Consider the following 18,586-nt stretch of genomic DNA (forward strand, 5'->3'; position numbering starts at 1 on the left):
AAAACCTGCTTCGTTCAGATAAAATGCTATTCTGCCCATAATTCATCTAACTAAGGAAAAAACAGGACCGGATAAGGGCCCTGTTTCCATTGTATAGGTAATCGCTCGGCATTGTCTATTCGGAAGCGGCAGGACCTTGCATTTTCTCCGATTAGCCGAAGTGCCCCAAATCGATAAAAGTGAAACTTACACATTCTATAAGGCAAAAAAAGACCCGCTCGGTAACCGAGCGGGACTATGTATAGCCGCAAGCTGACAATTAAGGGATATACTGCTGAACGATGCGGACTACCTTCCCGTCCTTGATCGTCAAATGATAAGGAAAACCGCTCAAATCCACGATATGCTTATCTGCAAAAATAACATTAAACTTCTCGAGCGGAATTGCCTGATTAAAGACGGGCTGAAGATCTTCCAGCACACCATCCTGATCATATATCTGCATCTCTACCTGCGCGTCTGGATCGATCTCGACCGCTCTGGTTTGATTATCGGAATTGACAATATAATAGCCATCCGGCGCGCCGTCCATTCCGGAATCCGGTTCATTCTCGAGAAAGGCCTCATCGGCGGCAGCCCCCTCAAACCATTGAATATCGTCGACTGTCAGATACAGCTTGCCTTCCTTGTGATCAATATGATTGATAAAAGCGGTGACCGTTTCAGCTGACTGCCCGGCTGGCGCGCTTTCTCCCTTGCCTACGGCATTTGCACTCGGGATGGAGAATGCCAGAACGACTGCAATTACGGCTGTAGATAATGATAATTTTTTCATACTTAAGCCACTCCCTATCAAGGACATCTGGTTATAGAATAACTATAACCGGGAATAGGCTCCAAATTGTTTCGAAAAGGTAACAATACCGTATAAATTAATTAAGATTGTAATAAACCGTGAGCGCTTGAAGAAGTCCCAGCGGATTTTTGCGCAAATCCTTGGCGCTGAAGAACAGATCGCCGCTGACTTCTTTAATCGAAGTATTGTAAGACAATTGATCGATAATCTCCTTGGCATTCTGCCAGCCTGCCTCGGCAGTCCCCAGCTTGTAAGGTGAATGGCCGATATACAGCTTAACGTCTGTGCCCCGTACCTCATTCGCCCACCAATCTACCAAGGTGCCATAGGGAGCCGCCGTGAAAGAGAAGCTCCAGTATATCTGCGGAACGACATAATCGATCCACTCCTGCTTGATCCAGGTGCGTACATCCGCATACATGCTGTCATAAGCGGTTACACCAGCCTTGGTATCCGAGCCTGTCGCATCCAGCGCCTTGTTGCGCCACACTCCGAACGGACTGATGCCGAACTGCACCTGCGGCTTGGCGCTGTGGATGGATTCGCCCAGCTGCCGGACAAATTCATTAATATTATCCCGGCGCCAGTCGGCGAGCGTGGCGAGTTTCTTGCTGTTGTATGTCCGGAAAGTAACATCATCGCCAAAGGTGCCGCCGGACGGATAGAAATAATCATCCAGATGGATGCCGTCCACATCGTATTGATGGACCACTTCCATGATCGTATCGATAATATGCTGCCTCGCCTCCGGGATGCCGGGATTAATATAAAACATGCTGCCGGATTTGACGATCCATTCGGGATGCTGCTTGACCACATGATTGCCGGCCAGCTTATCCGTTTTCGTATCTGTCGTCGCGCGGAACGGATTGAACCAGGCATGGAATTCCATTCCCCGCTTATGTGTCTCCCCGATCATGAATGCCAGCGGATCATAATCCGGCGCTTTCCCACTTGTTCCGGTCAGAAATGCAGACCATGGAACAAGCGTGGAGGGGTATAAAGCGTCGCCTGCCGGGCGAACCTGTACAAATACCGCGTTCATGCCCATTCCTTGCAAATCATCCAAAAGCTTGATGAACTCATCCTGCTGCTTCGTCTTGTTTCCGAATGAACCTGTTGATGGCCAATCCAGATTGAAAACCGTCGATACCCAGGCTCCTCTGAGGCCTGAGCCGATGCCCCCCGTATTCCCGCCGCCGTTATCGTCAAGGGGCGGCAATGGAAAGGCGGGATCGACCGGCGGCTTTGGCTCCGCCGGGGCAACAGGATCGACAGGTTCGGAAGGAGGCAGCTCAGCCAAACCTCCGCTTAGCATCGTGATCGTATGCTCGCTTTGATTCCAGTTTACCTGCAGACCGAGCTGCTCTCCGACAAAGCGCAGCGGGACCATAACTCTGCCCTGCTTGACTGTCACAGTCGTTCCCAAGGCAATCTTGCTCCCGTCCACGAGAGCGTAGGTTTGGCCGGCCGTCAGCGCAATCGCCGTTTCAGGCCAGCTGATGGTCACGCTCTTGCTGCTCTGCTTCCAATCCACCGCCGCTCCCAATCCTTCGCTGATCACTCTGAGGGGAACCAGGGTTGTGTCCACTTTAGGAACAATATAAGGAGATACATCGCTTATGATTTCCTGCCCGTCCAAAAAGATCTTAATCGTACTGGAATTTTGGGCATGTACATTCAGGGCCGCAGCTTGCGACCATAAGACAACAAACAGCAAAACAGCCAGACACTTGCGCAAGTTCATTAATAAATCCTCCAAATTTCGTTAGACTCTGCTTCTTCACTTATATATTGGACGCATCATAATGGAAATTGTTGCTTCCAATAAAAAAGAGACCTCCGGAGAGGTCCCTTATATGGGTTCGTATATGATTTTATTTAAGCTCCGGTTAGTAACGCGTGCATATCTTCTTCGCTTCTTTCAAATCTAAGCACTTCTTCCGCATGGATATCCCGCCTGTCAGGCTTCATAAACTTCTTCCCCTGCAGGTAATACCCGTTTTCCCTTGCCATGGAGTAAAAAGCACACAGCTGATTGGCAATCCGAACGGCCTGTTCTTCCGTATGTGCGGAATACAGCGTGTTGCCGGAACCGAAAGGACTGTTATTGCTTTGAATGTTGACATCATATTGCCCAATGCTGTCATCTTCCTGCTTCACCGTAATGGTTGTGTTATAGCAGTTCACAAGATATCGGACTGTCATGTCATTCACCGCCTTGATTCAGTTTATTTTCGGCTTGCCGTATTCCTTATTACACACATTGCTTCACAATTAACCATAATCGTATAATAAATATAGCAAAGGGGTAATTTCACTTTGACAAAAGTGGTATAATCCAATTAGTATTACTAAGCACACGCTTATGCAAATAAAAATCAAATATGTGAACAGGAGATAAACATGGCGCTTAAAATTCATATCAAAAACCTTGTAGTAGTGGACAGCAATGAAGCAGAAGGACTTTACCATTTTGTTGCCACACTGACGGACAACACCAAATGCCGGCTTATTTACAGCAAGAAACCGGATTGGGAGTTAATCGGCGTTAACCGCCTGCTTACCGTTCCATGCCCGATTTGCCGTAAAGACTACTATTGCAACTGTATGTCCAAGCATGCTTCCGAGTTTGAGAATGAAATCAAAGAAAAAGGGCTGATCAAGATCTAACCCTTCTTCCCTGTCGACTCGCTAAACGCTTCGATCCGTTTGATTTGATGAATTTCTGTCTTAGGCTTTATGATCAAATCATACGGGTCCAAACGTATGCGGATTCGCATTGCAGCCGCTCTTCCGCTAAGCTTTATTCAGTCCTTTGTCCGCATGCAGCAAATTCTCTCTCAGCTTCTTATCCGCCCTGTAATAGCTTTGACGCACAAGCTCATCCGCGCATGGCCGCTCCAGCTTATTCTCCTCTTTATTCTGATCAGGATTCGTACGGTTTATGATTTCATACAAAATTCCCATTCGGTCGCCTCCTGTCTCGCTACCTTATTGCCTGCCTGGCCTGGAACAATAGCTGCATTCGCCGGCACATGCTTTTTCTATGTATATGCGGTTGTGTTCATTTTAATTGATAATGATTATCATTGTCAATTAAAAGAAGCGAATTCTCCGTCCTTTAACGGCAAAGCAAATTTCTCCCCGAATATAATTGCAAAAAAAGAACCGTACAGACTAGGCTGCCGGCTCCAGGGTTAAAGCTGTTATTCTTTTTTTCCCTGATTTTCTTCCTCGTGCTCTTCCCATCTCTTCGAATACGCCTTATTGGTTACCCAAATGGTCAGCCAGACTACAATGACCCCAATAACAATTGCTCCAATCCAGACGCCTGCCGGTACCCCCATGCTGATCCTCCTTTATTGTTGGTATAATGGTATCTATTTTCGATTGGGGAGAGAACGGACATATTGGTCCGAAAGCTCCATCAACTTAAGCACATAATCGTAGTCTTTGCGGTAAGCGGAGAAATCAGTCACGGGCTTCAGCGTTGACAATGATGTCGCTTTACCGTCCTCGAACCCTTTGCCGGGAACAAACAGGATGTCATTGTTGAAAAATGAGCCCGTCGGCAAATAATAGCGCATGCCAAACACATTGTGATCGATATTCATCAGATCATGTCCAAACGCTGTAAATTTCTCTTCGCTGAGGGAGACTCCGAGCAGATTGGCGATCGTCGGCATGATATCAAGCTGTCCTCCAACTGTGTTTACAACCTTGCCGTCCGTCTCTCCGGGCATGTGGATAATGAGCGGGATGTTAAACCGGGAAACCTGCGGATCATACGTGATGCCAAGCTCAGAGCTGATAAGAGCGGAATCAATTTGATCGGGCTGCAGGCCGAAGTGATCCCCATACAGAACCAGCACCGTGTTATCCCACATGCCGTTTTGCTTCAAGCGGTCAATGAGCGTGCCGACCGCATAATCCGTATAGTTGACGGCAGCCAGATAGCTCCCAAGCTGCGTGCCTTTCAGCGCGTCCGGTATTTTCATTTTCAAACGATCCTCCGGCACCTCGAACGGGAAGTGGCTGGATACGGTGACGAATTGGGCGTAAAACGGCTTGCCCTGCTTGCTGAGCTCCGACAGCTTCTCAACCCCTACTCGGTACAGCTCTTCATCGGAAGCGCCGAAACTGTTGAAATGATCATTGGTATAAAAAGGCTTGTCGTAATAATGATTGAAATTAAGCGCCGGGTAGAGCTTGCTCCTGTCCCAGAAGCCCACATCATTGACATGGAACGTATCCGCTTCGTAATTGCGTTCCTGCAGCAGTCTTGGCATACTCGGCAGCACGCGGTTCCCGTAGCCTGTCGACATCGCTATTTTCCCCGTTGGATAGATGGACGTGTTCGACATAAACTCGGCATCGGAGGTGTTGCCCTGTCCGATTTGCTGGAAGATATGCGGGAAGTACATGCCCTGATCAGCCAATCCGTTCAGGACAGGCGTCAGCTCTTTCCCGTCCAGCGACAGATGGATCGGAAAGTTCTGAAACGCCTCCATTTGAATGACGATGACGTTCTTCCCTTTGGCTTCCCCGAAGAATGCCGGCGCTTCCCCCGGCTGATCCTTATACGCATAGGATGCCTGAAGGTCACTAATTTCCTGGGCGATCTCATCCGTATTGCCCTCCGCTGCTATGCTGTTATCCTTCACGGCCTTGATGGCCGAGGCTACCTGATAATTTAGAAATCCATCGGTCTCGGCCGCCACCAGCTCATTCTCAATGGGCATGCCCAGCTGGATATATCTGGCGGATATCGCGATGCAGACGACGAAAGTGATAAGCACGCCTATTTTCCAGATGGAACGGTTGGCCGGCAGGCGTACTCCGATGATTCTGAGCACAAGCCAGACTATAACGGCAATAACGATATCGATAAAATAGAGATAATTGCTTAACTCAACCGTGGACTGAACGCTTGATTTGATTTGCAGCACCTGATCCAGATTATAAAGCGCCGTATAGGTCGGTACCGAGCCAAAATGCGAGAAATATAAGGTGGCTGCAAACAAGGTGAGCGAATAGATGAAATTAAACAGCCAGAATACGATGGACTTCACCTTAAGAGGCAGAGCGAGCTCGAACAGGCTCAAAATTACCAGTAATGCAGCGGCGTCTGTCGTCAGGCGGCTCCAGGCAATATCATGAAAGAAAAAGCTGCGCAGCAGAATCATCTTTAGAAGCAGCAGCAGGAATGTGATATAAAAGAGAGGAATACGGCGCCGCTTCTCATCTTGGAAGGACAGCGTATATCGTTGTTTTCTGAATAAAGCTTTTTCCACGAAAATCCAGATCCTTTCCTGTTCATTTATTCATGTCCTCCAGTATAACATTTACGGACAGGCTCTTCTATAAGATCCGGCCCAATCATGCGCCATATGCCTCCAATATGCCAGATTGACAAAAAATAGACACTTGGTTTGATCTATTTACCAAAAGGGATAAATCTTTTATACTTAATCGTAATCCTTACTAGTTACGAAAGGTCGGTCCAATATGCCCAATTCGATTTACCGCTGGAGCCTGAACATTGTCACGGTCGGGATATTGGCCGCTCTGCTGCTGGTCTTCACAGGACATCGTATGCTATCGACGGATCTGTTACCTGATATTTCGGCAGCCCAGTGGCAGAGCCTGAAGACGGTTTTCGTCAGTATTTTTCTGGAGGCGCTGCCCTTCATTCTGCTTGGCGTGCTCGTTTCTTCCTTCATGAATCTGTATATTTCCGAGGAGCGAATGCGCAGATTTATCCCCAGGAATCCGCTGCTTGGCGTTGTATATGCCTGCCTGCTGGGGATTCTGCTTCCCGTATGTGAATGCGGCATGATTCCCATTGTGCGCCGGCTGATCAGCAAAGGCATGCCTGTCTATATCGGAATTACTTACATATTGGCTGCCCCGATCATCAATCCCGTCACTTTCGCAGCAACCTATATGGCCTTCCGGCTGAATACGGACATGGTATATTTCCGGATGGGACTCGCCTTCGCCGTTTCTGCCATAGTCGGGCTGGTGCTGTATCACCGGGTGAGAACCAGCCCGCTTGAATTTGCCTCCGCTTCCCTGGAAGCGGGCGAATCTGCTGCCGGCCCTTCCGGCCGTCCGCATGACCGTTATTCGCAAGGTCCAATTCATAGTGATTCCGTGCTCCGGCATGGCGCCCATGAACATGTCAGCGGCAGTCATCATCAGGCGCATATGCATGATCATCATATTCACGGGCATGGACATGCGCATGATCACTATCACAACCATGCATCGGGAGGCAAATTCCTCTCCGTATTCACGCATGCCGCGGATGAATTTTTTGAAATGGGCAAATTTCTGATGCTCGGCGCTTTCCTGACAGCCCTGATCCAAACCTTTGTCAGCCGGGATGATCTCGTTTCGCTCAGCGGAGGCGATCTCGGCGTGCATGCTCTGATGATGGCTTTTGCCTTCCTGATCTCGTTATGCTCAACCTCCGATGCTTTTATCGCCGCTTCCTTCAATGGAGTATTTCCCAAAGGAGCCCTGCTTGCTTTTCTGGTCTTTGGACCGATGGTTGATTTCAAAAATACGCTCATGATGCTGGCGGTTTTCCGCTCGCGTTTTGTGTTTGGGCTCATTGTCCTGATTACAGCTGTCGTATTGATCCTGTCCATCGTTGCCGGACAGCTTTGGCCAAATCCATAATCAAGGAGGCGCAAGCCATGGAAGAACAATCCGTTGGACGCCAGGTCATCCATCCGATCATCCGTGCCGTTATACTGGGAGGTATCGCGTTCTATATTGTCCGGCTGCAGCTGACGGGGCATCTGACCTTGTATATCGCCCCGCGTATGACGATTTACGTCAAGCTCGCTGCAATTGCCCTTTACGGCGTAGCCGTTGTACAGATCTACCAGGCTTTCAAGCTGTGGAACGGCAAAGAAGACGACTGCGGCTGCGAGCATCCGCCTTCGCCTTCTCTCATACGCAATATACTCGTATACGGCCTGTTCGTCGTCCCGCTTGCCGTCTTCATTTTCACCCCGGACACAACCATTGGCAGCGCGATGGCCGCCCAGAAGGGCATGACCTTGAGTACATCGGGGAGCATCAAGATGAAAGAAAAAAACGCCGCTGCCGATCCATCGCTGCTATCGGCTGACGTAAGCGCTCAAGCCGCCTCTGCTCCGCAATCAACGCCCGGCAGCCCGGAAGATGCCCCGTCAGCTGACGGGCCCCAGTCGGAGCTTGCGAAGCTGTTCCCGGCAGATGAGTTCACCGAGGCATATTCCAAATACGGCATGGAGCTCTACCAGAAGCCGCTCATTACCGTCACCGAGAAGAATTATATGGAAATCCTTACGACTATCGATTTGTATCTGGATAACTTTATAGGGAAGAAATTGACCATGGAGGGCTTCGTATACCGCGACGAAACGCTTGCGGCCAATCAATTCATTCTGGGCCGCTTCGCCGTCCAGTGCTGTACGGCGGATGCTCTTCCCTACGGCGTGCTGGTCAATGCGGCAGATGCTGGCGCGTATAAGAACGATACCTGGCTAAGAATGACCGGGACCATTAATAAAACCCAGTATAACGGCACAGATGTCATCCTCTTTACAGCCGGCAAATCCGAGAAAATCAAGCCGTCAGATGATCCCTATGTATATCCGGACTATGATTTTGGCTTATAGTCAGGCTTGCTCATGTTTATCCGCAGGTAAAAGCCGGGCTGCAGCAGCAGCCCGGCTTTTACCTGCGCGATTATAGCGATTATCTCGTTTCCCGGTGAATCGTGAATTTTTTCAGCCGCGGACTGTATTTGCGCAGCTCCAGCCGCTCGGGATGGTTGCGTTTGTTCTTGGTTGTCGTATAGTTGCGGTCTCCGGTTTCCGTGCAGGCAAGTGTAACAACGACTCTCATGATTATCAACCTTTCTTGGTTTTAATGATTTGATTTTAATGAAGCACTGCTTCCTCTTCCTGAACCGGATTCGGCAGATCATCCTGGAAGCTGCTCCAGTCCTGCTCAAGCTCCTCATCCGACAGCAAGCAATCGTCCAGGGTAGAGATGATCTGCGGTCCGTCCATCTCGATGCCGATGAATACAACCTTGTTAATCCGGTCCCCATGCACTTCATCCCAGTCGGTGAGCAGCTCCTGATCCTCAAGCAGAACTGCCTGCCTCTCATCCTCGGGCAGTGCGGCAACCCAGTAGCCAGCGGGTCCAAACTGGATGGATGGGCCTGCCTGGCTGATATTCTGGGCCATATCATGACGCGAGGACAACCACATTATCCCCTTCGCGCGGACAATGTCAACCGGCCAGTTCTCCATCCACTGCAGCAAGCGTCCGGGATGGAACGGTCTATGACGCTCGTAAACAAATGACGAGATGCCATATTCTTCGGTTTCCGGCACATGAACAGGCTTGGCCATTTCCTTCATCCAGCCTGCCGACGTGCTCGCCGCGTCGAAGTCGAATAATCCGGTGTTCAGTATTTCCGCCGGGTCAATCCTCCCTTGACTGCTGCGGATCAGCCTGGCGCTCGGCTGCAGCTTGCGCAGCACGCCTTCCAGCTCCGTCAAATCCTCTTCATCCACCAGATCGCATTTGTTCAGAATAAGCACATCGCAGAATTCAATCTGATCGATGAGCAGATCGACGACATCGCGGTGATCGTCGTCGCCAACCGCCTGACTGCGCTCCAGCAGCGTTTCGCCCGAGGAGAAGTCATGCCAGAACCTGTAGGCATCGACAACGGTCACCATGCAGTCCAGACGGCAAAACGCAGTCAAATCGATACCATGCTCCTCATCGATGTAGGTGAAGGTCTGGGCGACCGGAAGCGGTTCGCCGACGCCCGTCGATTCGATGAGAATATAATCGAACCGGTTATCTCTGGCCAGCTTTTCCACTTCCTTGAGCAGATCCTCGCGGAGCGTGCAGCAGATACAGCCGTTGGACATCTCCACCAGCTTCTCATCGGTCCGGGAGAGGCCTCCGCCGTCCTTGATCAGGTCCGCGTCAATGTTGACCTCGCTGAGATCGTTCACGATTACCGCAACCTTCAAACCGCTCCGGTTGTTCAGAACATGATTCAATACCGTGGTTTTGCCTGCTCCCAAATAACCGCTCAATACGGTTACGGGAATTTTGGTCGTATTCATGAATCACAACGTCCCTTCAATTGCGTAATTATTACGATAATGACCGGAAATAAAAAGCACTATTCATTCAACGCTTTCTCCAGGCCTTCAAGATTGGATTTCATAACGGCGATATAATCCAGATTTTTGCTGATTTCTTCATCAGTCAGCCCTTCCAGAGGATTAAGCACATCCGTTTTGGCTCCTATTTCATCCGCGATGGTTTGGGCGACTTTCGGGTCAACCAGTGTTTCGAAGAAAATGGTTTTCACTTCATTTTGTTTGGCGAACTCCACTATTTCAGCCATTTTTTCCGGGGAAGGCTCTTCCTCCGGCGACAATCCGGCAATTGGAATCTGGGTGATTCCATATTCCTTGGCCATGTATCCAAAAGCCGCATGCTGGGTCACAAATCCTTTTCGTTTCGTATTGGCAAGACCTGTCTTATAGGCATCATCCAGCTCCTGGAGTTTGGCAATATATGCTTCGCCGTTCTTCGTGTAGTCCGCTTCATTGGCAGGATCCGCCTGAATGAGCGCAGCCTGGATAGCCGCCACTTCCTTCTGGGCAAGCGCCGGGTCAAGCCATACATGGGGATCAAGAACGGGACCGGCATCCGCTGGCGCCTCTTCCCCTTCTTCTTCCTCCTCCGCCGTCCCTTCCATCAGAGCAAGGCCCTTACTGGCTTCAACGACAATCCGTTTGTCATTGGTTGTGCTGCTTATCGCGTCGTCCGCCCAGCCTTCAACGATTCCGTTGTAAACAAATACATCGGCTTCCTGCACCTGAACCATATCCTTGGCGCTTGGCTCCCAATCATGGGGCTCCGTACCGGAAGGGATCAGTCCAACGACATCGGCGTGATCGCCGGCCACCTGTTTGCTGAATTCCACCATCGGATAAAAGCTGGCGACGATTTTCAGCTTCGTGCCGCTATCCGCATTTGTGCTGCCGTTTACCCCATTCGAAGCAGTTGTGCTGTTTGCAGCCGCTGCATTGTTATTGCCTGTGCTTGCCGTATTGCCCGCATTATTCGTATTTCCCCCGCAGCCCGCGATCAATACCGCTGAAGCAGCCACCACTGCCAAAGATTTGCTCAACCCGAATTTCATTGCTCTTCCTCCTTGTGATCTTTACCAGCCAGAAGGCACCCGATTCTGCATCCACATACCCTTTCGGGCCTTCAGGCCGGCTTGTTCTCTTTATACAGCTTAATGAAGCGATGAATCTTTAGAAAATCGGGGCAGCTGCCCTATTACGGCCGCCTCCGGTTCCTTCCTGGTTTTGCTCCTGCTTCTGACCAGCCATGCCGCGAATTTCTTGACGCCGATGCCGGCGATCAGAATGAACAGCAGCAGCAATGCAATCGTACCGCCGGGCGGTGTGCTGAATTGATAAGACGCGGTCAAGCCGGAGAAGACGCCAATCAATCCGATGATCATCGCGTAAATCAGCGCCGCCGTGAAGCTTGGGGCAATCCGGATCGCGAGCGCCGCCGGAAGAATGATGAGCGAGGAAACAAGCAGCACGCCGACAATCGGCATGGCCGCCGCCACAATCATGCCCGTCAGCACGCTGAAGCCAAGCGATATCCATTTTACGGGCAGCCCGCTTGTTCTGGCTGTCTCTTCGTCAAACGTAATTTGATAGAGGGGCCTCCGGCAGAGAAAGAAAAATAATCCTCCGGCGATTGCCACCGCACCCATTAATTTCAATTCCGTACTGTTTACAGCAACGACCGACCCGAACAGATAGGAGGAGAAGCTTTTGTTCACGCTATGGTTAAGACTCATCAGCACAACCGCGCTGGACAAGCCGCCAACCATAATAATGGCAATGGAAATCTCGCTGTAGGTTTTATAAGAGCGTCTGACATATTCCACTGCTATTGCGCCAATAATGGCAACCGCAAATCCGGTCAATGTCGGATTGATATGAAGATAAGCGCCGCCAGCAACGCCTGCAAGCGAAACGTGAGAGAGCATGTCTGCCATGAGCGCCTGCCGGCGCAGCATCAAATAAACGCCAAGCACCGAGGCCACCAGCGCAATCAGCCCACCGGCATAAAATGCCCGCTGCATGAAGTCGTAGTGCAGCATTTCCATCCGCCATCCTCCTTCCGAACGAGCTCGATCACCCGGTCCAGATAAGGACTGACCTCCGATAATCCATGGGTCACCATAATAACAGTCCTTCCGTACTCCTTCACCTGATGCCGCATGAGCTCATAGAGGCCGAATCGGCTCGCCTGATCCATACCGGTCGTAGGCTCATCGAGCACAAGCAGATCCGGCTCCTGCGCCAGCGCCCGGGCAATACAGATACGCTGCTTCTGCCCGCCTGACAGCTCCCCGATCCTGCGGTGCCGCAGATCCCACATGCCGACCTGGCGGAGAGCCTGCTCGGTGCTGTCATGATCCTTGGCTTTCAACCGGCGCAGCCATGAACCGTGAACATACCGTCCGGACCGCACAAATTCTGCGATCGTACTAGGAAATCCGCTGTTGAAAGCGGCAATTTGCTGCGGAACATAACCGACGACAAGCTTGTTTCCTGTGGCATTCATGGGGGATAAACGGACGTCACCCTTCCACGGATCCAGCAGGCCCAGCACCAGCTTGAGCAGTGTTGTCTTGGAGGCGCCATTGGGTCCGGTTACGGCAACAAACTCATCCGAGTGGATCTCCAGACTTACATCTTCCAGACAGGGCACATCCCGGTATCCGAACTCAACGCCTTGCATTTCGGCAAGCAGCATGCTTGAACCCCCCTTCCTTTCTCTGATTGCACAAATCCAATCTATTTATATGTAAGTTTTACGATTTTGAGACATGCAAGAAGAAACGGGTTTCGCCGTCCTTTAGCGGCGCAGTTCATTTCCTCCAACAGAAATATAAGCGAAGTATCGAGGTATTTGATATTTTCTTATATTTTTAGAAGAAACGGCCCCTGCCGTCCTCCGTTTTCCTTAATCGTAATATTTACTCAATGAAGTTTACCAGCTAACGCAGCATTAGTCAATGCCGCAGACCAGCCGCCTTTTATTTCCTTATCCGTGGCGATGCAAGCCGTTCTGCCTCTCCAGTATGAACCTCAAAAAAATAAAAAGGGCCGATTCCCGCGTGGAAATCGACCCCTTAACCGCTTGCCGTCCTTTATTTAAACCGATTCCTTGCTGCAGCAAGGGGATCAGGCCGATGCTTCCACCTGGCAGGTTTCACATATCCCGTAAACCTCGAAGCGATGATTAATGATTTTGAAATTACCCGGCAGCTGCAGGGAATTTTCCATGGGACAATAATCAAAGGTCAACGTTTTCTCGCAGTTGACGCAAATGAGATGGTGATGGTGATGCGCAGTGCAGCTGCCCCTGAATTTGAGCCCGCCGTCCATAAAATAAAACTGCTCCAGCGCTCCCATCTCGCTAAGCAGCCGCAAATTGCGGTATACCGTATCAAAGCTGAGGCTCGGATATTGGACAGTCATCAGATCATAAACGTCTTTTGGGGACAAATAGCCTTCACGCTTCGTAAAAATCTCCGCCATCATGCGGCGCTGCTCCGTTATTCTCCAGCCGTTCTTCACCATAACATCAATAATCTGCTGCATCCTATTTTGTTCAGCCATAGTAGCAATCCTTTCAACTTGAGTCTTCATTTCATCATGCCGCACTTTATGAAGATATGTCAAGACTATGAACGTTTACACGCGCCAACATGAGCCAGATGCAGGAAGGACTGTATATTCAAACCCAATTTGCAAAAGCTAACCACGTGCCGAGAGCGATCGGCAATATGAATGAGGAGGCAACTGACAGTGTCCAATAATGTGAACAAGGATCGGAACCGCCACGGCGGAAGCGATAATAACGGGCAAAGCCAATCCGAAGTGCATGGCGGCGAGTTTCGCAATGGACGAAAAAGCATGTTCAAGAATAACAATCCCCAGGGGGATGAAATACCAAACGAATACATCAGCAAACTTGAAGACGATATTGAGGAAGAACAAAAGTAATCTTGCCACCGCAAGTCGGGCAGACGGGAAGCTCTTCAACATGCGGGCTTCCCTTGTCTGCTGCGGCATTATAAAGAAGCGGAATAAACATAAAAAAAGAGCACCCTGATTGGGGCGCACTATATCAATAAGATAACTTACCGGAAAGAAAAAGTCTACTCTTTTTTCGATTTTTCCGTTATATTTTTTATGCTGCTTTCGCAGGCCTGCAAACAGCACCAATATTTCCGGGACTTCCTGACGGCAAGATAGAGGGACTTCCTGAGAGACGGAGTGTGCGATATTGAAACAACATGCCCATATCAAATGGATTACAGCCGGGCTGCTGCTTGGCTTGGTACTGGCTTCCCTGGATCAGACCATCGTGTCCACTGCCATGCCGACCATTGTTAAAGATTTATCGGGACTTCATCTATACAGCTGGGTATTCGCGATCTACATGCTGGCCTCCACTACGACTATTCCCATCTATGGAAAGCTAGCCGACCTGTTCGGACGCAAAAAAGTGTATATGACCGGCTTACTGGTATTTCTGGCAGGCTCTGCTCTGTGCGCCATGTCCGGAACGATGACGGAGCTCATTATATTCAGAGCCGTTCAAGGCCTGGGTGCCGGTGCTTTAATGCCCATTGCCTTCACCATTGTCGGCGATCTGTATCCGCCTGAGCGGCGGGGAAAATTTCAGGGATTGTTCGGCGGCGTTTTTGCGCTGACCAGCAGCTTCGGCCCCACGCTCGGCGGAATCATCGTCAATTATTGGCATTGGGGATGGATTTTCCTGATTAATCTGCCTATCGGGATCGCTGCGGTACTCATTATTCTGATCGCCATGAAGGAGAGCAAGGGCGCGGAGAAACGCTCTATTGACTGGTATGGGGCGGTCACGCTGAGCGGTGCGGTCGTTTCCGTTCTGCTCGCTCTGGTGCTGGCAGGCGGAGGACAGGAGGACGGGACTCATTTGGGATGGGGCTCCTGGCAAATCGTGAGCCTATTCGCAGGCAGCGCCTTGCTATTGGGATTGTTTCTATGGATTGAAACGCGGACCCATGAACCGATTATCCCTTTACAGCTGTTCAAGCTGCGGGAAATCGCGTTCGGCAACATCGCCGGATTCTTCATGAGTGCGGCCATGTTCGGAGCTATTGCCTACATTCCCTTGTATATTCAAGGCGTTATTGGCGTGAGTCCTTCTGTAGCCGGATATGTTCTAACCCCTCTGATGCTGTCTGTCGTTATCACTTCAACCTATGGCGGACGGCTCATGAGCAAGGTATCCTTCCGGACCCTGCTTCTGCCAAGCCTGGCCATGATGGCCGGCGGTCTCCTGCTGCTGAGCACTATGACCGCAGAGACAACCCTGGCGCAAATTATTCTCTATATGATTGTGACCGGCCTTGGCATAGGCGCCGTTTTTCCTGTCCTTGGAACGGCCGCCATGAGCGCCGTGGATTTCGAAACCCGGGGGGTCGCCACCTCATCCTCGCAGTTTTTCCGTTCGATCGGGGGGACAATCGGAGTCAGCGTGTTTGGCAGTCTGCTCGCACAGCGGATGACTCTCGATCCGCAGCTGCTGCTGGATAGTGATTCCCGGAGCAAGCTCTCCGGCAACGAACTGCTGGAGCTTCAGCAGTTATTCAGCAGCGCTCTGGATCATCTGTTTGCAATCGGCAGCGTGCTCGTCCTGATTGCGCTCGCGGCGAGCTTCTTCATGGGCAATGCGCGGCTTGTCCAGCGGCCCATCCGCACCAGCCCGCCTGCCGAGCAGCCAGCTTCCCTTAATGAATAAGCGCATGCTCACAACAAGCTTATCCCGCAGCAGATAAGGATCAGTCAATCAGCTCATTTAGATAGCTTTTCCTGTTTTCCAGAAATCTTCGGGTGATCTGATAATGATCGGTATCCTCATAACGGATCATTGCCGGCGGCCTTGCGTCAAAGCTGTAAATATCGGCATTCGGATAGCCCAGAAGAATCGGAGAGTGGGTGGCAATAATAAGCTGCGCATGACGCTGCAGCTCATGAATCATGCTGAGGAATACCAGCTGTCTTGCCGGAGACAGCGCAGCCTCGGGCTCGTCAAGCAGATAAATTCCCCGCTGGCCGAATCTGTTCTTGAACAGGGAGAGGAAGGATTCGCCGTGCGACTGCTCATGCAGCGATTTGCCGCCGTAAGCATCATAAACGGATGCGTGCTCCCTGGCGATGTCGTCAATATGGTTGGCAAAATTATAAAAGGATTCCGCCCGCAGAAAAAAACCATTGGTCAATTTGGGCATCCACGATAGCCGGATATAATCACCGAGCTGTGCTCCGGCGGAGGCCAGCTCATATTGATTATTGCGCCCGCCCCCTGCTGTGTTGAAATGGCACTGATAAGCGATCGCTTCCAGCAGCGTTGACTTGCCCGATCCATTCTCTCCGACCAGAAAGGTTACATTCCTGCCAAAGCGCAGCCGATCCAGAGACTTAATGGAAGGAATATTGAACGGATACCTGTTTCCCGCAGGTATCTTTTCTTTAAGCGTACTCACTTCAAGCAGCATTGTCAGCTTCCCTTCGTTAGACCGGATTGAGCAACTCGTCACATTTCGACCCGATATCCGTCTCAGAATACCCTACATCCAGCCAGGACACGAGTAAATAATTGTAAAAAATATAAATTTTGCGCAGTTCATAAATAAATTTTTTATGAAAGGGTTCTGTTATTATTTACATTAATCATTGTAAATGATACGATTTGTATCATAATAAACAAAACTAAATAGTAGGAGCTGGTGATATTGAAGAGAATGATTAAATTATTCTTAATAAAACCGATTCTGCCAGCAGGGTTTCTAGTCATCATTCTTGTTTTCACATTATTTTTAGGCAGTCAAAATTTGCAGAACAAAATCAGGATGACCTCGACAGTAAATGCCGCTTCCCTACAGATTCAGCCAAATTCCTCGAATGTGTACGACAAAATGAAGACAGGCTCATTCATCAACTATCTGGTGGTCGGAGATGCTATCGGTCAAAGCGACGGGGCAGGCCGCAAGCGGGACAAGTGGTTTTACCGGTTCGAGGATCAGATGAAAACAACCCGCCAGGTGACGGCGCTGCGAACGCTGGTCACCAATCCCGCAGGTACCGTTTTCGGAGGATGGTCAGACTACTGGACGCTCTTGAACGTCAATGCCAGATATGATCTGGCCATCATCAGCTTCGGCCAGAATGATCAGGCTGCACTGGACCCGCAAACGTACGGTGCGATCTACGAGAGCCTGATCCGCAATATCAAGAACCGTAACCCAAAAACTGAAATTCTGCTGCTTATCGAGAACACCGTGAAGAAAAACGCATACCCCGATATACTCAAAAGACTGAGCTCCTATTACGGGCTCACCGCAATCGATACCAGAAACGAATTCCTCTCCAACCAAAAAGAAAAACTGACGGATGACGGCACTCTTCCCAATAGTCGCGGTTATGAGATGTACACCGGCCAAATTATGCAAGCACTGGAAGCCGATCTGAACGCTGGCAAAACCATAACAGCGATTCCCGAAACGCCTCTTTTCCCGGATTCGGAGCTGTTCCATACAGGAAAAGAAACGATGATTTCCCCATCTGACATGAGCTCGCAAGGATTTGTTGAAAACAACAACGGCTATACAGGCAGCCGCCCTGGGGACTATATCAGCAGTTCCTTCGAAGGGAACGTGCTGGGTCTCAATGTCGAGACTTCAAGCAGCGGCGGAATCGGCAAAATATATATCGACGGTAAGTTCGCGGGCATGGTGGATGCCTATTCCAAAGTCTCCACGACAAAAAAGATGTTCATAACCAGCGGTCTGACATCGGGCGCGCATTCATTTAAGCTGGTCGTCACCGAGAACAAAAAGAAAGAGTCCTCAGGAACGACGATCAGACTGCTTAATCTGATTACCAGCGATGACAAGTCATAAAAAGCAAAAAGCTGTTCAGTTCGGCCGATATGCGCCAAGCTCATTGCCGAACGGATCGACGAATTTGATTACCCAACCGAAGCCTTCATCCTGATACATACGGATGAAGGTATTATTTTTGTCCAGCTGCTGCTTCAATTGAACCATATTCTCCGTAATGAACATAAAAGCCGGCATTGGAAAATCCTCCTCCGACAGCCATTGAACCTTCGTTTCCTTATTGCTGTGGTGGAGCATCAAAAAGGGGCCTTTGGCAAAACGCAGCCATGCTGCATGCTTATGTACAGATTTAACCTCGAGTCCGAGCACCTCGGAATACCACTGTGTCGCTTTCTTCAAATCATTGACGGGCAATTGAACATGGTCTACTCCCTGGATGTAATGAGTGCGCAAGAAATTCCCCTCCCCAGCCGCTTCATACCCCTTTGACAGGGCAGTACAGATTATTGCAATCATACCATATTTGGCAATAATCTGAAAATACACCTTTCAAAAACCTTACATGGCAAGAAGCGGCCTTGCCGTCCTTGGGGGAGGGGCTGTCCCTATTAATTATCCGTCCGGTCGATCTCGCTGGTCCTGTCCTCCCATCTGCGGGAATAGGCTTTGTTCGTTACCCAAATGGTTATCCAGGTTACGATAATGGCAATAATAATGGCACATATCCATACAAAAGCAGGTACACCCATTTTGTA

At 50.1% G+C, this 18,586-nt stretch carries 21 protein-coding genes; 5 read left to right on the forward strand and 16 right to left on the reverse strand.

Going from position 1 to position 18,586, the window contains the following annotated elements:
• Window positions 1–259 precede the first annotated feature (259 nt).
• The 3 genes from AC0YNV_RS08250 to AC0YNV_RS08260 all read right to left on the reverse strand — a co-directional run bounded on the left by AC0YNV_RS08250 (window position 260) and on the right by AC0YNV_RS08260 (window position 3,004).
• Window positions 260–775 (reverse strand): hypothetical protein, encoded by a 516-nt coding sequence (locus AC0YNV_RS08250; RefSeq protein WP_475767465.1) that lies wholly within the window; start codon window positions 773–775, stop codon window positions 260–262.
• 97 nt (window positions 776–872) lie between these two features.
• Window positions 873–2,543, reverse strand: a complete 1,671-nt coding sequence (locus tag AC0YNV_RS08255) for a family 10 glycosylhydrolase (RefSeq protein ID WP_475767467.1) — start codon at window positions 2,541–2,543, stop codon at window positions 873–875.
• A gap of 134 nt (window positions 2,544–2,677) precedes the next feature.
• The gene (locus tag AC0YNV_RS08260; protein ID WP_475767469.1) at window positions 2,678–3,004 is read right to left on the reverse strand and encodes a hypothetical protein; all 327 of its coding nucleotides are present in this window, start codon (window positions 3,002–3,004) and stop codon (window positions 2,678–2,680) included.
• Window positions 3,005–3,202: 198 nt separating this feature from the next.
• Between AC0YNV_RS08260 and AC0YNV_RS08265 the strand changes: the two genes are divergently transcribed.
• A complete protein-coding gene (locus AC0YNV_RS08265; protein ID WP_210039765.1) occupies window positions 3,203–3,469 on the forward strand; it encodes a hypothetical protein in 267 nt (88 codons plus the stop codon).
• A gap of 126 nt (window positions 3,470–3,595) precedes the next feature.
• Here AC0YNV_RS08265 and AC0YNV_RS08270 read toward each other — a convergent pair whose 3' ends face one another.
• From AC0YNV_RS08270 to AC0YNV_RS08280, 3 genes are all read right to left on the reverse strand, one after another.
• A complete protein-coding gene (locus tag AC0YNV_RS08270) occupies window positions 3,596–3,766 on the reverse strand; it encodes a hypothetical protein (protein WP_210039764.1) in 171 nt (56 codons plus the stop codon).
• A gap of 239 nt (window positions 3,767–4,005) precedes the next feature.
• A complete protein-coding gene (locus AC0YNV_RS08275) occupies window positions 4,006–4,146 on the reverse strand; it encodes a hypothetical protein (RefSeq protein ID WP_210039763.1) in 141 nt (46 codons plus the stop codon).
• Between the two features lie 33 nt (window positions 4,147–4,179).
• Window positions 4,180–5,985, reverse strand: a complete 1,806-nt coding sequence (locus tag AC0YNV_RS08280; protein WP_475768389.1) for an LTA synthase family protein — start codon at window positions 5,983–5,985, stop codon at window positions 4,180–4,182.
• A gap of 322 nt (window positions 5,986–6,307) precedes the next feature.
• Here AC0YNV_RS08280 and AC0YNV_RS08285 point away from each other — a divergent pair, with 322 nt between their 5' ends.
• Together AC0YNV_RS08285 and AC0YNV_RS08290 are read left to right on the forward strand one after the other, a co-directional pair.
• The gene (locus tag AC0YNV_RS08285; RefSeq protein WP_475767471.1) at window positions 6,308–7,486 is read left to right on the forward strand and encodes a permease; all 1,179 of its coding nucleotides are present in this window, start codon (window positions 6,308–6,310) and stop codon (window positions 7,484–7,486) included.
• 17 nt (window positions 7,487–7,503) lie between these two features.
• Entirely contained in the window at window positions 7,504–8,475 is a 972-nt protein-coding gene (locus AC0YNV_RS08290; protein WP_475767473.1) for a TIGR03943 family putative permease subunit, read from the forward strand.
• A 79-nt stretch (window positions 8,476–8,554) separates the two neighbouring features.
• Here the strand turns inward: AC0YNV_RS08290 and rpmG are convergent, their stop codons facing one another.
• From rpmG to AC0YNV_RS08325, 7 genes are all read right to left on the reverse strand, one after another.
• The gene (rpmG, locus tag AC0YNV_RS08295; protein WP_210039760.1) at window positions 8,555–8,704 is read right to left on the reverse strand and encodes a 50S ribosomal protein L33; all 150 of its coding nucleotides are present in this window, start codon (window positions 8,702–8,704) and stop codon (window positions 8,555–8,557) included.
• 35 nt (window positions 8,705–8,739) lie between these two features.
• The gene (locus tag AC0YNV_RS08300; protein ID WP_475767475.1) at window positions 8,740–9,951 is read right to left on the reverse strand and encodes a GTP-binding protein; all 1,212 of its coding nucleotides are present in this window, start codon (window positions 9,949–9,951) and stop codon (window positions 8,740–8,742) included.
• A gap of 59 nt (window positions 9,952–10,010) precedes the next feature.
• Window positions 10,011–11,042, reverse strand: a complete 1,032-nt coding sequence (locus AC0YNV_RS08305) for a metal ABC transporter substrate-binding protein (protein WP_475767477.1) — start codon at window positions 11,040–11,042, stop codon at window positions 10,011–10,013.
• Window positions 11,043–11,141: 99 nt separating this feature from the next.
• Window positions 11,142–12,035: a metal ABC transporter permease gene (locus tag AC0YNV_RS08310; RefSeq protein ID WP_475767479.1), complete on the reverse strand. Its 894-nt coding sequence runs from the start codon at window positions 12,033–12,035 to the stop codon at window positions 11,142–11,144.
• Window positions 11,981–12,688, reverse strand: a complete 708-nt coding sequence (locus AC0YNV_RS08315; RefSeq protein ID WP_475767481.1) for a metal ABC transporter ATP-binding protein — start codon at window positions 12,686–12,688, stop codon at window positions 11,981–11,983. The genes AC0YNV_RS08310 and AC0YNV_RS08315 overlap by 55 nt, the downstream gene beginning before the upstream one ends.
• A 431-nt stretch (window positions 12,689–13,119) precedes the next feature.
• Entirely contained in the window at window positions 13,120–13,557 is a 438-nt protein-coding gene (locus tag AC0YNV_RS08320; RefSeq protein ID WP_475767482.1) for a Fur family transcriptional regulator, read from the reverse strand.
• A gap of 138 nt (window positions 13,558–13,695) precedes the next feature.
• Complete coding sequence (locus tag AC0YNV_RS08325) at window positions 13,696–14,166, reverse strand: hypothetical protein (RefSeq protein ID WP_475767484.1); 471 nt, start codon at window positions 14,164–14,166, stop codon at window positions 13,696–13,698.
• Window positions 14,167–14,227: 61 nt separating this feature from the next.
• On the opposite strand from AC0YNV_RS08325, the gene AC0YNV_RS08330 reads away from it, so the two are divergent.
• Complete coding sequence (locus tag AC0YNV_RS08330; protein ID WP_475767486.1) at window positions 14,228–15,730, forward strand: MDR family MFS transporter; 1,503 nt, start codon at window positions 14,228–14,230, stop codon at window positions 15,728–15,730.
• Between the two features lie 40 nt (window positions 15,731–15,770).
• On the opposite strand, the gene AC0YNV_RS08335 is transcribed toward AC0YNV_RS08330, so the two are convergent.
• Window positions 15,771–16,487: an AAA family ATPase gene (locus AC0YNV_RS08335; RefSeq protein ID WP_475767488.1), complete on the reverse strand. Its 717-nt coding sequence runs from the start codon at window positions 16,485–16,487 to the stop codon at window positions 15,771–15,773.
• Window positions 16,488–16,733: 246 nt separating this feature from the next.
• Between AC0YNV_RS08335 and AC0YNV_RS08340 the strand changes: the two genes are divergently transcribed.
• On the forward strand, window positions 16,734–17,891 hold the full coding sequence (locus AC0YNV_RS08340) for an SGNH/GDSL hydrolase family protein (protein ID WP_475768390.1): 1,158 nt from the start codon (window positions 16,734–16,736) through the stop codon (window positions 17,889–17,891).
• 15 nt (window positions 17,892–17,906) lie between these two features.
• Here the strand turns inward: AC0YNV_RS08340 and AC0YNV_RS08345 are convergent, their stop codons facing one another.
• Together AC0YNV_RS08345 and AC0YNV_RS08350 are read right to left on the reverse strand one after the other, a co-directional pair.
• Window positions 17,907–18,284 (reverse strand): VOC family protein, encoded by a 378-nt coding sequence (locus AC0YNV_RS08345; protein ID WP_475767490.1) that lies wholly within the window; start codon window positions 18,282–18,284, stop codon window positions 17,907–17,909.
• 155 nt (window positions 18,285–18,439) lie between these two features.
• Window positions 18,440–18,580: a hypothetical protein gene (locus AC0YNV_RS08350; protein WP_210039751.1), complete on the reverse strand. Its 141-nt coding sequence runs from the start codon at window positions 18,578–18,580 to the stop codon at window positions 18,440–18,442.
• Window positions 18,581–18,586 lie beyond the last annotated feature (6 nt).

This window comes from Paenibacillus sp. JT31N11 (assembly GCF_056269285.1).

Bases quoted from the DNA above. Each gene is read 5' to 3' on its own strand.
- AC0YNV_RS08255 (WP_475767467.1), bottom strand. From the start codon at position 2,543: ATGAACTTGCGCAAGTGTCTGGCTGTTTTGCTGTTTGTTGTCTTATGG.
- AC0YNV_RS08250 (WP_475767465.1), bottom strand. From the start codon at position 775: ATGAAAAAATTATCATTATCTACAGCCGTAATTGCAGTCGTTCTGGCA.
- AC0YNV_RS08265 (WP_210039765.1), top strand. From the start codon at position 3,203: ATGGCGCTTAAAATTCATATCAAAAACCTTGTAGTAGTGGACAGCAAT.
- AC0YNV_RS08275 (WP_210039763.1), bottom strand. From the start codon at position 4,146: ATGGGGGTACCGGCAGGCGTCTGGATTGGAGCAATTGTTATTGGGGTC.
- AC0YNV_RS08315 (WP_475767481.1), bottom strand. From the start codon at position 12,688: ATGCTGCTTGCCGAAATGCAAGGCGTTGAGTTCGGATACCGGGATGTG.
- AC0YNV_RS08320 (WP_475767482.1), bottom strand. From the start codon at position 13,557: ATGGCTGAACAAAATAGGATGCAGCAGATTATTGATGTTATGGTGAAG.
- AC0YNV_RS08260 (WP_475767469.1), bottom strand. From the start codon at position 3,004: ATGACAGTCCGATATCTTGTGAACTGCTATAACACAACCATTACGGTG.
- AC0YNV_RS08290 (WP_475767473.1), top strand. From the start codon at position 7,504: ATGGAAGAACAATCCGTTGGACGCCAGGTCATCCATCCGATCATCCGT.
- AC0YNV_RS08310 (WP_475767479.1), bottom strand. From the start codon at position 12,035: ATGGAAATGCTGCACTACGACTTCATGCAGCGGGCATTTTATGCCGGT.
- AC0YNV_RS08300 (WP_475767475.1), bottom strand. From the start codon at position 9,951: ATGAATACGACCAAAATTCCCGTAACCGTATTGAGCGGTTATTTGGGA.
- rpmG (WP_210039760.1), bottom strand. From the start codon at position 8,704: ATGAGAGTCGTTGTTACACTTGCCTGCACGGAAACCGGAGACCGCAAC.
- AC0YNV_RS08305 (WP_475767477.1), bottom strand. From the start codon at position 11,042: ATGAAATTCGGGTTGAGCAAATCTTTGGCAGTGGTGGCTGCTTCAGCG.
- AC0YNV_RS08280 (WP_475768389.1), bottom strand. From the start codon at position 5,985: ATGATTCTGCTGCGCAGCTTTTTCTTTCATGATATTGCCTGGAGCCGC.
- AC0YNV_RS08285 (WP_475767471.1), top strand. From the start codon at position 6,308: ATGCCCAATTCGATTTACCGCTGGAGCCTGAACATTGTCACGGTCGGG.
- AC0YNV_RS08350 (WP_210039751.1), bottom strand. From the start codon at position 18,580: ATGGGTGTACCTGCTTTTGTATGGATATGTGCCATTATTATTGCCATT.
- AC0YNV_RS08335 (WP_475767488.1), bottom strand. From the start codon at position 16,487: ATGCTGCTTGAAGTGAGTACGCTTAAAGAAAAGATACCTGCGGGAAAC.
- AC0YNV_RS08340 (WP_475768390.1), top strand. From the start codon at position 16,734: ATGATTAAATTATTCTTAATAAAACCGATTCTGCCAGCAGGGTTTCTA.
- AC0YNV_RS08270 (WP_210039764.1), bottom strand. From the start codon at position 3,766: ATGGGAATTTTGTATGAAATCATAAACCGTACGAATCCTGATCAGAAT.